General features: G+C 62.9%; 12 protein-coding genes. 2 read left to right on the plus strand and 10 right to left on the minus strand.

The features are described from left to right. Position 1: 1 nt before the first annotated feature. Positions 2–1,012, minus strand: coding sequence for a hypothetical protein (locus FIU81_RS01300; protein WP_124111060.1), 1,011 nt, complete (start codon positions 1,010–1,012; stop codon positions 2–4). 73 nt (positions 1,013–1,085) lie between these two features. Further along, the gene (locus FIU81_RS01305; protein ID WP_124111059.1) at positions 1,086–2,711 is read right to left on the minus strand and encodes an AMP-binding protein; all 1,626 of its coding nucleotides are present in this window, start codon (positions 2,709–2,711) and stop codon (positions 1,086–1,088) included. Between the two features lie 62 nt (positions 2,712–2,773). Here FIU81_RS01305 and FIU81_RS01310 point away from each other — a divergent pair, with 62 nt between their 5' ends. Together FIU81_RS01310 and FIU81_RS01315 are read left to right on the plus strand one after the other, a co-directional pair. Continuing rightward, entirely contained in the window at positions 2,774–3,421 is a 648-nt protein-coding gene (locus FIU81_RS01310) for a sulfotransferase domain-containing protein (protein ID WP_124111058.1), read from the plus strand. Positions 3,422–3,545: 124 nt separating this feature from the next. Then, positions 3,546–4,160: a Hint domain-containing protein gene (locus tag FIU81_RS01315; protein WP_172971370.1), complete on the plus strand. Its 615-nt coding sequence runs from the start codon at positions 3,546–3,548 to the stop codon at positions 4,158–4,160. A 66-nt stretch (positions 4,161–4,226) separates the two neighbouring features. Here FIU81_RS01315 and FIU81_RS01320 read toward each other — a convergent pair whose 3' ends face one another. The 8 genes from FIU81_RS01320 to FIU81_RS01355 form a co-directional block, all read right to left on the minus strand. After that, the gene (locus FIU81_RS01320; RefSeq protein WP_124111056.1) at positions 4,227–6,434 is read right to left on the minus strand and encodes a 3-hydroxyacyl-CoA dehydrogenase NAD-binding domain-containing protein; all 2,208 of its coding nucleotides are present in this window, start codon (positions 6,432–6,434) and stop codon (positions 4,227–4,229) included. A 12-nt stretch (positions 6,435–6,446) separates the two neighbouring features. After that, positions 6,447–7,658 (minus strand): acetyl-CoA C-acetyltransferase, encoded by a 1,212-nt coding sequence (locus FIU81_RS01325; RefSeq protein WP_124111055.1) that lies wholly within the window; start codon positions 7,656–7,658, stop codon positions 6,447–6,449. Beyond that, positions 7,655–8,296, minus strand: a complete 642-nt coding sequence (locus FIU81_RS01330) for a glutathione S-transferase family protein (protein ID WP_124111054.1) — start codon at positions 8,294–8,296, stop codon at positions 7,655–7,657. The genes FIU81_RS01325 and FIU81_RS01330 overlap by 4 nt, the downstream gene beginning before the upstream one ends. Positions 8,297–8,565: 269 nt before the next feature. Then, positions 8,566–8,778, minus strand: a complete 213-nt coding sequence (locus FIU81_RS01335; RefSeq protein ID WP_124111053.1) for a hypothetical protein — start codon at positions 8,776–8,778, stop codon at positions 8,566–8,568. 50 nt (positions 8,779–8,828) lie between these two features. Then, positions 8,829–10,607 (minus strand): acyl-CoA dehydrogenase C-terminal domain-containing protein, encoded by a 1,779-nt coding sequence (locus FIU81_RS01340; protein WP_124111052.1) that lies wholly within the window; start codon positions 10,605–10,607, stop codon positions 8,829–8,831. A 21-nt stretch (positions 10,608–10,628) separates the two neighbouring features. After that, positions 10,629–11,024: a MerR family transcriptional regulator gene (locus FIU81_RS01345; protein WP_124111051.1), complete on the minus strand. Its 396-nt coding sequence runs from the start codon at positions 11,022–11,024 to the stop codon at positions 10,629–10,631. A 97-nt stretch (positions 11,025–11,121) separates the two neighbouring features. Beyond that, complete coding sequence (locus tag FIU81_RS01350) at positions 11,122–11,511, minus strand: MerR family transcriptional regulator (RefSeq protein WP_124111050.1); 390 nt, start codon at positions 11,509–11,511, stop codon at positions 11,122–11,124. Positions 11,512–11,556: 45 nt separating this feature from the next. After that, positions 11,557–12,201, minus strand: coding sequence for an NAD(P)-dependent oxidoreductase (locus FIU81_RS01355; RefSeq protein ID WP_172971371.1), 645 nt, complete (start codon positions 12,199–12,201; stop codon positions 11,557–11,559). Between the last annotated feature and the right edge of the window lie 33 nt (positions 12,202–12,234).

Consider the following 12,234-nt stretch of genomic DNA (forward strand, 5'->3'; position numbering starts at 1 on the left):
ATCACTCGCAGATCTGCTGTAACGCGACCCATTGGCCGTCCGTCAGGATTTCAGGGGCATCGTCGCTGACGGGATCGCCTTCGATCAGCGGCAGGACCGTCTCTCCGGTCAGGTCCAGCGCATAGGCGTAGGCGGCAGAGGACACGTCCGCTTCGGCAAAGCGCGCGATCAGGGCGTCGGTTGCCACAGGCTCTGGCGTCGTGGCCAGCAGGCGTTCCGCGTAACTGCGCAGGTCGTCTTCGGGGATTTCGCCGCTGGTCATCAGGCGGATCGCGGCGGTGGGGCCAGAGGCAGCGAGCACCCGGCGGATCGGATCGACCTGGGCCGCGCGTTCCTGAGCGGCAAGGATATGCCCGGCGATCGGGCCGGGGCCATCGTGATCCTCGATCAGGCGTCGGTCCACGATGATCGTCTGGCCGGGTAGCGCAAAGGCGGTGCTACCCGCGTCCGGCAGAACGACGATCCGGCCAGAGCCGCTGCCGATCAGCCGACGGGCAAGGTCCGTCAGTGGCGCACGGGCGGCAGGGCTGGCGCAGGCGTCGCCGGACAGGCGTGTCAGGTGGCGCAGCAACCGCGCGCCCGTATCAGCGCGCACGGCAGGGGGCACCATCACAGAGGCGTGGTTGACCAGGACTCCCGGCAGCCACACGACAGAGAACAGCAGCAGCGCCAGAAGTGCACCGGTCAGCATGACGCTGCGCAGTCGGCCCGGACGCGGCCGCGCGCGCATCGTGGCGGTGTGCACCCTTTCGATGGCGGCGATCATCAGGTCGTCGTCCAGCTCTAATTCTTCGCGCGCATCCGCGCCGGGGGCGAAGATGGCCGGAGTCTCTCCGGGATTGCGGCGCTCGATGGCGGGCAGGGACCAGTGAGCCAGCGGCATCTCGTCGGTGCCGGAGATCGACAACGTCGCGTCGCCCATAGAGACGATCACGTTCCGGCGTTGCTGATACGCGTTGGGACGCCACAGCCCGGATGCCTCCAGCCGCTCATATTCCGTCAGTGCGGTCATTGCCTGCCTGCGATGCGACGCGTGTGCGCCGGTGAACTGCTTTTCGACAGGCTACTCGGCGGACAGCCGCGCATCAACCGGCATCGAATCGCTTGCGCAACTCGAACTTCTGGATTTTCCCTGTCGAGGTCTTCGGCAGTTCGGTGAAGACGACCGCTTTCGGCGTCTTGAAGCCCGCCAGTTTCTCGCGGCAGAAAGCGATCAACTCTTCCTCGGTCGCCTGCGCGCCATCGGCCAGTTCCACGAAGGCGCAGGGCACTTCCCCCCACTTCTCGTCCGGTTTCGCAACGACAGCGGCGAGTGCGACGGCGGGGTGGGCGGCCAGTCGATCTTCTATCTCGATGCTGGAAACGTTCTCTCCGCCCGAGATGATGATGTCCTTGGCCCTGTCCGCGATCTTCACGTAGCCGTCTGGATATTGCACGGCGATGTCGCCGGTCATGAACCAGCCGTTGCGGAAGGATTTTTCCGTGGCTTCGGTGTTCTTGTAGTAACCCTTCATGACCCCGTTGCCGCGCATCCCGATCTCGCCCTGCGTTTGGCCGTCGTGGGGCACCGGAGCGCCGTCATTGTCCACCACGTCGATGCGTTCGTTCATGGGCATCGGCACGCCCTGTCGCGACTTGCGCTCGGCGCGGCCATCGGCGTCCAGCGTGCCCCAGTCGGGGTTCCAGGTGCATTCCGTGGCGGGGCCGTAGCTTTCGGTCAGCCCGTAGACGTGGGTGACGGTGAAACCCAATTCCTCGATCTTGCGCAGGGTGCTGGACGGGGGAGGAGAGGCGGCGACGAAGATCTCGACCGGATGATCGACGGTCCGCTTGTCCGCGTCGGAGGCATTGATCAGGCTGTTCAGCACGATGGGCGCCCCGCCGAAGTGGGTCACGCCCTCATCCGCGATGGCGTCGAAGATCGCCTTGGCGGTGATGTCGCGGCAGCAGACCGTGACGCCCCCCAGAGCGGGCATCATCCAGCTGTGCGTCCAGCCGTTGCAGTGGAACAGCGGCACGATGGTCAGCAGCTTGGGGTACAGCACCATCCGCCACGAAATCGGCGTAGCCAGCGTGCACAGGTACGCGCCGCGATGGTGGGTCACGACGCCTTTGGGCCGCCCGGTGGTGCCAGAGGTATAGTTCAGTGCGATGCTTTCCCATTCGTCTTCCGGCATTGTCCAAGGCGCATTCGGATCGCCCTGAGCAAGCGCGTCTTCCCACGTCGTGTGCCGCCCACTGGCGGTGTGGCCGGGGTTCGGATCGGCGACTTCGATGATCTTTGGTTTTGGGCCTTCCATCGCGCCAAGGGCGTCCTCGGCCAAGTCGAGGAAGGCGTGATCCACGATCAGCACCTTCGCACGCCCGTGGTCCAGAATGTAGGCGACCGTATCCACATCGAGCCGGATATTGATCGTGTTCAGGACACCGGCCATCGCGGGCACGGCCCATGTCGCGATCACTTGCGCGGCGGTGTTGGGCAGGATCGTCGCGACCACATCGCCAGAGCCGACGCCCATCCCGCGCAGGGCGGACGCAAGGCGGCTGACGTCAGCGTGCAGTTCGGGGTAGGTCCAGCGCGATCCGCCATCGACCAACGCCTCACGGTCGCGGAACACCGATTTCGCCCGGTTCAGATGTGACAGGGGCGTCAAGGGAACATAGTTCGCGGCGTTCTTCTCCAGCCCCGTTTCATCGTCCATCCAGCCCATGTCTCTCTCCCCTTTGGTGCCTGCCTTGCCTATGGTAGCGACAGGCAAGCCAGAGGCCACCCATGATCATCTCTCCCGGTCGGGGCTATATCTTCGTCCACATTCCCAAGACGGGAGGTACCTCCGTCGCGCTGGCGCTGGAAGAGCGGGCGATGAAGGACGACATCCTGATCGGGGACACGCCGAAAGCCAAACGGCGCAGGGGGCGGCTGAAGGAACTGCCCGCGCGGGGGCGGCTGTGGAAGCACGCGCGGCTGGCCAATATCGAGGGCGTGCTGAGCGCGGATGAGATCATGGAGATGCGGATCGTCACCATCGTGCGCAATCCGTGGGACAGGATGGTCAGCTATTACCACTGGCTGCAGCGGCAGGGCTTCGACCATCCTGCGGTGTCGCGCGCAAAGGCGCTGCCGTTTGCGGACTTCATCGCGGACCCCGGCACGCGGGCCGAAATGTCCCGCGATCAGGTGTCCGATTACCTCAGGCTTAGCGACGGACGTGTGCCGAATGCGACCGTGCTGCGGTTCGAACACCTGGCCGACGATTTGGAACGGTTCTCTAAGGTCATGAACGTCGGCTTGAAACTACCGCACGCAAACGCGTCGAAGCGTCCCGACGATTGGCGCGCGCTGTACGATGAACACACGCAGGGTGTGGTGGCACGGGCCTACGCTCACGATATCGCGGACTACGGCTACAGATTCAATTGAACTGTCGTCACATACCATAAGCCTGATCAACGCCACAAAGTGACCTCAATTCCGTCCCGAACCCCCGTTTTAGCTAAAACACGTAAGAGTTGCATAAGCGACCATGGGATCGAAAGGACTGAAGATGCGTGAGTTCGCTGACAAGAAAGCCAATGCCTTGACCGAAGGTCGCGCCTGCGGGCTTGCTGCCGGCACGAAAGTTGCCACTTCTATCGGGTGGCGTCCTGTCGAAGCTCTGATCGCAGGAGACAAAGTTCTGACCTTCGATGCCGGTCTGCAGAAAATCACCCGCATTGACCGTGCCCTTCTGTGGGCAGAGGACACGCCTTGCCCTCGGCACCTGTGGCCAATGGAGGTTCCGGCGCACGCGCTGGGGAACCACGCCCCGATGCGGCTGCTGCCCGAACAATGCGTGATCTTGGAGTCCGATACGGCAGAGGAAATCTTCGGCAGCCCCTTCTCGATGGTGCCGGCCGCTGCGCTGGAAGGGTTCCGCGGGATTGCCCGGACCGAGCCGCGCGGCATGGTCGAGGTGGTGTCGATCTGCTTTGCGGAAGACCAAGTCGTTTTCGCCAACGTCGGCGCGTTGTTCCACTGCCCCCGAGTGATCGCCGGAGAGATCGTGCGCGATAGTCTTGAGATCGAGGATGGCGGTCTCTACGCCCCGATGGATATTGAACGCGCAGAGACACTGACCGCGATGATCGAAGCAGAGGAGTCGCGCGAAGCCGCCTACTGATTTGCAGACGATCGGGGCCGAATAAAAAAGCCGGGCAACCCGCCCGGCTTTTTCGTGTGCTAGCGGTCAGGCCGCTTTGGCGGCCGCCCCGTCGCCGAAGCGAGCGTAGAACGTGGTGCCCTTGTCGGCGATGTCGCGCAGCAGTTGCGGTGTCTCGAACCGCGCGCCACAGTCCGCTGTCAGCGTCTCACAGATTTCTACCGCACGGCTTGCGCCGATGATGTCGAGCCAAGAGAACGGACCGCCCGACCACGGCGCGAAGCCCCAGCCGAGGATCGCGCCCACGTCTCCTTCACGGATGTCTTCCAGAACGCCTTCTTCGAACGCACGCACCGCTTCCAGCACCTGCGCCATCATCAGGCGATGCTGCACACGGGTGACGTCGGGCTGGTCATCGGCGGGCGGGTACTGTTCGGACAGGCCGTCCCAGATGCCCTGCCGTTTGCCCTTATCGTCGTAGGCGTAGAAGCCCTTGCCGTTCTTGCGGCCCATGCGGTCCTGATCGGCCATCCAGAAAACGACCTCGTCGACCTCTTCGTTCGGGTAGTCGTCGCCCATGGCCGCCTTGGTCGCCTTGGCAATCTTGACGCCCAGATCGATAGAGGTTTCGTCCATCAGTTGAAGCGGTCCCAGCGGGAAGCCCAGGTTCTTTGCCGCGTTCTCGATCAATGCAGGCTCGACGCCCTCTTTCACCATCCGCACACCTTCGTTGATATAGGGGATGATGCAGCGGTTGGCGTAGAAGAAGCGCGCGTCGTTCACCACGATGGGCGTCTTGCGGATCTGGCGCACGTAATCCAGCGACTTTGCAACCGCGACATCGCCGGTCTTCTCGCCCTTGATGATCTCGACCAGCGCCATCTTGTCCACGGGGCTGAAGAAGTGGATGCCGATGAACTGTTCGGGCCGTTCGCTGGCCTTGGCCAGCTCGGTGATCGGTAGGGTGGATGTGTTGGTGGCGAAGATGCAGTCGGGGCCGACGACGGCTTCGACCTTTTTGGTAACCTCTGCCTTGATGCCCGTATCCTCGAATACCGCCTCGACGATCAGATCGCAGCCCTTCAGCGCGTCGTAGTTGGTGGTCGCGGTGATGCGGCCCAAAACCTCGGCCTTCTTCTCCTCGGTCACCTTCTTGATCTTGATGCCCTTGTCGAGAATGCCTTCGGCGTGTGCCTTGCCCTTGTCGGCATTGGCCTGTTCCTGGTCGATCAGCACGACCTCGATACCCGCATTGGCCGACACATAGGCAATACCCGCGCCCATCATGCCCGCACCCATGATGCCCACCTTCTTGACGGTCTGGTCAGGCGCCTCGGGACGATTTGCGCCCTTTTCCAGCGCTTGCTTGTTCAGGAACAGCGACCGGATCATGGCGTTCGAAGACGGGTTCATCAGGATAGAGGTGAAGTAGCGCGCCTCGATCTTCAGAGCCGTGTCGAACGGCACCAGCGCGCCCTCATAAACCGACGACAGCAACGCCTTGGCCGCCGGGTAGACGCCTTTGGTCTTGCCGTTGATCATCGCGGATGCACCCACGAAGGTCATGAAACCGGCGGGGTGATAGGGTTCACCGCCCGGCATCTTGTAGCCCTTCTGGTCCCACGGCTTAACGATATCCGCATCAGTGGCGTTCAGCACCCAGTCGCGGGCCTTGGCAATCAGTTCTTCGGCTGGCACCACGTCGTCGATCAGCGAAGCGGACTTCGCCTTCTTCGGGTCCAGCATCTTGCCTTCCAGCAGAACCGGGGCAGCGGCCATCGCGCCAACCATACGGCTGTAGCGTGTCGTGCCGCCCGCGCCGGGGAAAATGCCGATCAGGATTTCCGGCAGGCCGATCTTGGCCTTCGGATTGTCGGCCATGATGCGGTGATGACAGGCCAGCGCGATTTCCGTGCCGATACCCGCGCAGGTGCCGGGAATGGCGCACGCGATGGGCTTGCCACCCTTGTTGGTCTTGGCGTCCATGCCCGCACGCTCAATCTTGCGCAGGATGCGGTGACCTTCCATCGTGAAATCGAAGATGGCCTGTGCAGGCTCATCCCCGCTGTCCTCGCGCAACGTGGACAACACGTTCAGGTCCATCCCGCCCGCGAAGTCCTTCTTGCCAGAGGTGATGACCACGCCCTTCACCGCGTCGTCGCCCAGCACGTCGTCGATCATCTGATCTACGTCGGCAAAGGCCTCACGTGTGAGCGTGTTCATGGACGCGCCTTCGCGGTCCCAAGTGATGACGGCAACACCGTCGTCGTGCTTTTCGAGTTTGAAATCAGGCATGTCGGTCCTCCCTTATACGCGCTCGATGATGGTCGCGGCACCCATGCCGGATGCGACGCACAGGGTCGCAAGGCCGACTTCCTTGTCGGTGCGCTCCATCTCGTCGAGCAAGGTGTTGATGATGATGGCACCGGATGCGCCCAGCGGGTGACCCATGGCGATTGCGCCGCCGTTCACGTTCACGCGCGACTGGTCCACGTCGAAATACTGCATGAAGCGCAGCACGACCGAAGCGAAGGCTTCGTTCACCTCGAACAGGTCGATGTCGCCGATGGTCATGCCGGACTGCTGCAGGATCCGGTCGGTGGCGGGAACAGGGCCGATCAGCATGATGGTAGGATCGTTGCCGACCTTGGCCGTGGCGCGGATACGGGCGCGGGGCTTCAGGCCGTTGGCCTCTCCCCACTCCTTCGATCCGATCAGTACACCGGCGGCGCCGTCCACGATGCCCGACGAGTTGCCTGCGTGGTGGATATGATTGATCTTTTCCAAGTGCGGATACTTCATCAGCGCCAGCTGGTCGAAACCGGGCATGCTCTCGCCCTGATCCTTGAAGGCGGGGTTCAACGCGCCCAACGCCTGCATGTCGGTGCCGGGGCGCAGGTATTCGTCGCGGTCAAGAATGGTCAGGCCGTTACGGTCCTTCACAGAAATGATGGATTTGTCGAAGCGACCTTCCTCCCACGCCTTGGCGGCGCGCTTCTGGGATTCGACGGCCAGTGCATCGGCGTCGTCCCGGCTGAAGCCGTACTCAGTCGCGATGATGTCGGCAGAGATACCCTGCGGAACGAAATACTGGTCCATGGCGATGGAGGGATCGACCGCGATGGCCGCGCCGTCGGATCCCATGGGAACGCGGCTCATGCATTCCACGCCGCCCGCGATATAGGCCTGGCCCGCACCGCCCTTGATCTGGTTGGCGGCTAGGTTCACGGCTTCCATGCCGGATGCACAGAAGCGGTTGATCGACAGGCCTGGGATGCGCTCGTCGAGGTCGCTCGCCAGAACCGCGGTCCGGGCAAGGCAACCACCCTGTTCCTTGACCTGCGTGGCGTTGCCCCAAATCACGTCTTCCACGAAGTGTCCGTCCAGACCGTTGCGGTCCTTCAGGGCGTTCAGCGTGACGGCGGACAGCCGGGCCGAGGTAACCTCGTGCAGGCTGCCGTCCTTGCGGCCCTTGCCACGCGGGGTGCGCACGGCGTCGAAGATATAGGCGTCGGTCATTTGTCCTCCTCACCCCAGGCACGGGGCATCAAGTCGTAGGGATGCTTCCAGCCGTCGAGAGACTGGATGTTGCTCAGCCAGCGGTCGATCGCGGGGTAGGCGTCGCGCGAGAAACCGAAGGGTTCCGGGTAATACAGGTAGCCGCAGCACGTCAGGTCGGCGACCGTGACGGTGCGTCCGACAATCCAGTCGCGCTCCGTCAGGTGGGTCTCGAGAACCTGCAAGGCAGCGTCGGCGCGGCCTTGCAGGAAACCCAGCGCCTGCTCAGGGCGCTTCTCTTCGGGGACGTAGTTCATCAGGAACCGGATAACGCCAAGCTGGGACGAGAGCTTGTGATTGTCCCAAAACTGCCAACGTAGGATCTCGCGTGCATCGTCCTTGGTTTCGCCACCGAATTGGCCGGTTTTTTCCACCAGATACTGCTGGATCACCGCGGACTGGCTGAGCGTGGTGTCACCATCGACCATGACGGGCGCTTCGCCCATGGGATTGTAGTCCGAGCGGTAGGCGTTGGATCGCGCTTCGCCGTTGAAGAAATCGACGAACACTGGCTCCCACTCCAGCCCCATCAGTTCCAACGTCAAGGCCGCCTTGTAGGAATGTCCGCTCTCTCCGAAGCAGTGCAGTTTGGTCGTCATGTCGTCCTCCCGAGTTGACAGGGGAGGGGGCGCTGCCCCCGCCGCTCTTCGAGCGACTCCCCCGAGGTATTTTTCGAACGATGAAGCGCCGGTAACGGCTTGTTAAGCTCGATCAGCGATCATGAACGGGCGGTACAGGCTGAGGAGCCGATGACCGTGAACGGTGAAGCCCCGTTTCGTCCGCCCCGGCCTAGGACAGCCGGACGGAACGGGGTGACGTCTTTCGTCTTCATCGTTCCGCAAATACCTCCGCCGGAGGCATACCGCACTCACCTCTTGCGCGCCTCCAGTTCCGAATTGAAGAGCCGCAGCCGCGCTGTCAGATTGTCGCTGTTGGTCACGCTGTCGAAGTGTTCGAACAGGAACGACAGAGCCTCACCTTCGTCCAGACCTGCTTCCGTGGCAAAGCGTTTCAAGCGGCGATAGCCGTCTTCGGTCATGGCGATGGGCAGGCGGCGGGTCAGTTTGAAGCGTTTGGGCATCGCGGGCTCCGGATAGCGAACGGGGGGCATCTCTGCCCCCCATCCAATCGCTAGAAGTTTGCCGCGTCGAGGGCCATCACCGGTTCCGCACCGCTTTCGATGCGCGCGAGGTGCATCTTCGTGGCCGGAAGCTGGCGCGCCATGTAATAGCGGCCCGTGGCGATCTTGCTCTCGTAGAACGCGGGGTTCGCAGCGCCGCCGTCCAGCGCCTCTTGCGCCGCCTTGCCCATCTTGGCCCACATGAACCCAAGGCAGACATGGCCGAAGAGATGCATGAAGTCGTAGCTGCCCGACAGCGCCTCGTCGGGGTTCTTCATGCCTTGCTGCATGAAGAAGGTCGCGGCGGCCTGCAGATCCTTGGACGCCGCCTTCAGCGGATCGAGGTAGCCGGCCTTCAGCGACTCGTTGCCCTCGTTTTCCTTGATGAACTCTTTGATCATCGAGAAAAAGCCCATGACGGTCTTGCCGCCGTTCAGCCCCAACTTGCGGCCCACGAGATCGAGCGACTGGATGCCGTTGGTGCCTTCGTAGATCATCGTGATCCGGGCATCGCGGACGAATTGCTCAAGGCCCCATTCGGTTGTGAAACCCGATCCGCCCAGCGTCTGTTGCGCCAGAACGGTCGTCTCGAAGCCCTTGTCGGTCAGAAAGCCTTTGATAACGGGCGTCAACAAGGACACGAGCGCCTCGGCCTCTGCATCACCGGTGCGGTGCGAGCGGTCGATCAACTCGGCGCCCCACAGCGCAAAGGTGCGCGCCCCTTCGACGAAGGCCTTCTGGTCCATCAGATTCCGGCGCACGTCGGGGTGGACGATGATCGGGTCGGCGGGGCCGTCGGGGTTCGCAGGCTCCGCAATGTCGCGTCCCTGCAGGCGGTCCTTGGCGAAGCCCAGCGCGTTCTGGTAGGCCACGACCCCCTGTGCGTAGCCCTGGATGCCGACGCCGAGGCGCGCCTCGTTCATCATGGTGAACATGGCACGCAGGCCCTTGTGCTCTTCGCCGATCAGGTAGCCGGTCGCACCGTCGTAGTTCATCACGCAGGTGGCGTTGCCGTGGATGCCCATCTTGGACTCCAGCCCGCCGCAGGATACGGCATTGCGGTCGCCCAGCGAGCCGTCTTCGTTCACCATGAACTTCGGCACGATGAACAGGCTGATCCCCTTCACGCCTTCGGGTCCGCCGGGGATCTTGGCCAGCACCAGGTGGATGATGTTGTCGGTCATGTCGTGCTCACCGGCGCTGATCCAGATCTTCTGGCCGGTGATCTTGAACGATCCGTCGTCCTGCGGTTCCGCCTTGGTGCGGATCAAGCCGAGATCCGTGCCGCACTGGGGCTCGGTCAGGTTCATGGTGCCGGACCAGGTACCTTCGACCATCTTGGGCAGGTAGGTCTGTTTCTGCTGGTCGGTGCCGTGGGTGTGGATGGCATTGTAGGCGCCGTGGGACAGGCCCTGATACATGTTGAACGCCATGTTGGCGGAGACGAAAATCTCGCCCACGGCAGAGTTCAGCAGATGCGGCATGCCTTGCCCGCCGTATTCAGGATCGCAGTCCAGACCGACCCAGCCACCTTCGCAAACCTGATCGTAGGCGGCCTTGAAGCCCTTGGGCGTGCGGACGACACCGTTTTCCAGCTTGCAGCCCTCTTCGTCGCCCACCTTGTTCAAAGGGTGCAGGACGCCAGAGGCGAGCTTGCCGGCCTCTTCCAGCACGGCCTTGGTGAAGTCCGGCTCCAACTCATCATAGCCGGGGACGTCTGATTTCGACGCGCCGAGAACCTCGTGCAGAACGAATTGCATATCGTCGACGGGGGCGGTGTAGGTGGTCATGGTCTTCCTCCCAGAAGGCTATCAGGCGGCGTCGGTCTTGCGAAGACCGGCGATTGTTTCGGAAACAAAGGAAAGCTGGTCTTCGAGATCGCGGATGGCAGCGTCGAGTTCCGCGCGTTGGGTGCGCAGCTCGGTCAAACGCTCGGTCGCGATCTCATGGGTGCGGGTCAACTGCTCTTGCTGGGCGTCGCCGCGCGCATAGAGGTCGAGCAATTGGCGGATTTCTTCGAGGCTGAAGCCGAAGCGCTTGCCGCGCAGGATCAGCTTCAGGCGCGCACGGTCGCGGCGGGTGAACAGGCGTTTTTGCCCCTCGCGGACAGGGCTCAGCAATTCCTTCTGCTCGTAGAAGCGCAACGTACGTGGCGTAACCGCAAACGCGTCGCACATCTGGCGGATGGTCATCAGGTCATCGGTCATGAAAGAAGCCGGTCAGTTGGGTCGGTGGCACCCATATCTGCTTAGGCGAACCCGTGGCTGCAAGTGATCTTCCCGTTGACGTGACCGGAACGCTGCGTCAGTTTCCCTTGCTGCCATTCAAGGTCTTCGCAACACCGTCGCGCGTGGCCTGCAGCTCTGCCAAAGCCTCTTTGGTCTGTTCAAGCTCGGTTGTCAGAACGCCGATCTGCCGATCCGCCAGTTCGACCCAAGCCTGCATCTGCGCCTCGTTGCCCTTCTGGTCGTAAATCTGCAGCCATTGTCGGATCTCTTCCAGTCCGAAGCCCCATCGCCGACCGCGCAAGATCAACGTCATGCGGGCGATGTCGCGTGAGTGGTAGAATCGTGCACGGCCTTCGCGTTCTGGCGACAGCAACTCGATATACTCGTAATAGCGCAGCGTTCGTGGCGTCACGTCGAAGCGTGCGCACATCTCTTTGAACGACAGGCGTTCGTCTTCGTCCGACATGGTGGCCTCCTCCAGTCGCAACGTAGCGCGGGTGAAGCAAGAGGACTAGGTGTCCGGTCCCACGATCACGGGCGTGCCGCGCACCCAGTCGCCAGTCTCGACGCAGTCCAGCATGAACGCGGCCAGATCGGCGCGGGCCGTTTGCCACAGGCCCTCGGCGGGCAGTTCCGGCGTGACGGTGCAACGGTTCGTCGCCGGATCGTCCGTCAGAGAGCCGGGGCGCACGGCGGTCCAGTCGGTATCGCTCGCGCGCAGGATCTGCTCCATCTCGCCCATCTGCGTCAGGATGCGTTCAAGCGCCGTATTCGTAGCGATGCGAAAGTGCACCGGCCCCATATCGCGGCTGGCGACCATCGCGGCGGATAACACGACAAGGCGGCGGATGCCCGTGGCTTCCATCCCGCGCAGCACAGCGCGGGTGCCATCGGTGTGCAGGGGAGGCGGGTTCGTCGCGGTCTGCAGGTTCATCGGCAGGCCGACGCAATTGATGATCGCGTCGCAGCCATCCAGCACTGCGGCCAGATCATCGTTCAACAGATCGGCGGTGCGCACGTCGACCTGATCGGTCCAATCGGCCTGCGGGGCTTCTGGCGTCACGCTGCGCACCGAATGGCCGCGTGCAAGAGCGCCGCGCACCACCTGTTCGCCAGTTGCACCGTCCGCTCCAAGAATTGCTATCGTGTGTGTCATGTGTGGCGAACACCCGGCTGGCCCTGCTGTTCC

Source organism: Palleronia sp. THAF1, assembly GCF_009363795.1.
Taxonomy (GTDB): domain Bacteria; phylum Pseudomonadota; class Alphaproteobacteria; order Rhodobacterales; family Rhodobacteraceae; genus Palleronia.

Bases quoted from the DNA above. Each gene is read 5' to 3' on its own strand.
- FIU81_RS01300 (WP_124111060.1), bottom strand. From the start codon at position 1,012: ATGACCGCACTGACGGAATATGAGCGGCTGGAGGCATCCGGGCTGTGG.
- FIU81_RS01305 (WP_124111059.1), bottom strand. From the start codon at position 2,711: ATGGGCTGGATGGACGATGAAACGGGGCTGGAGAAGAACGCCGCGAAC.
- FIU81_RS01310 (WP_124111058.1), top strand. From the start codon at position 2,774: ATGATCATCTCTCCCGGTCGGGGCTATATCTTCGTCCACATTCCCAAG.
- FIU81_RS01315 (WP_172971370.1), top strand. From the start codon at position 3,546: ATGCGTGAGTTCGCTGACAAGAAAGCCAATGCCTTGACCGAAGGTCGC.
- FIU81_RS01320 (WP_124111056.1), bottom strand. From the start codon at position 6,434: ATGCCTGATTTCAAACTCGAAAAGCACGACGACGGTGTTGCCGTCATC.
- FIU81_RS01325 (WP_124111055.1), bottom strand. From the start codon at position 7,658: ATGACCGACGCCTATATCTTCGACGCCGTGCGCACCCCGCGTGGCAAG.
- FIU81_RS01330 (WP_124111054.1), bottom strand. From the start codon at position 8,296: ATGACGACCAAACTGCACTGCTTCGGAGAGAGCGGACATTCCTACAAG.
- FIU81_RS01335 (WP_124111053.1), bottom strand. From the start codon at position 8,778: ATGCCCAAACGCTTCAAACTGACCCGCCGCCTGCCCATCGCCATGACC.
- FIU81_RS01340 (WP_124111052.1), bottom strand. From the start codon at position 10,607: ATGACCACCTACACCGCCCCCGTCGACGATATGCAATTCGTTCTGCAC.
- FIU81_RS01345 (WP_124111051.1), bottom strand. From the start codon at position 11,024: ATGACCGATGACCTGATGACCATCCGCCAGATGTGCGACGCGTTTGCG.
- FIU81_RS01350 (WP_124111050.1), bottom strand. From the start codon at position 11,511: ATGTCGGACGAAGACGAACGCCTGTCGTTCAAAGAGATGTGCGCACGC.
- FIU81_RS01355 (WP_172971371.1), bottom strand. From the start codon at position 12,201: ATGACACACACGATAGCAATTCTTGGAGCGGACGGTGCAACTGGCGAA.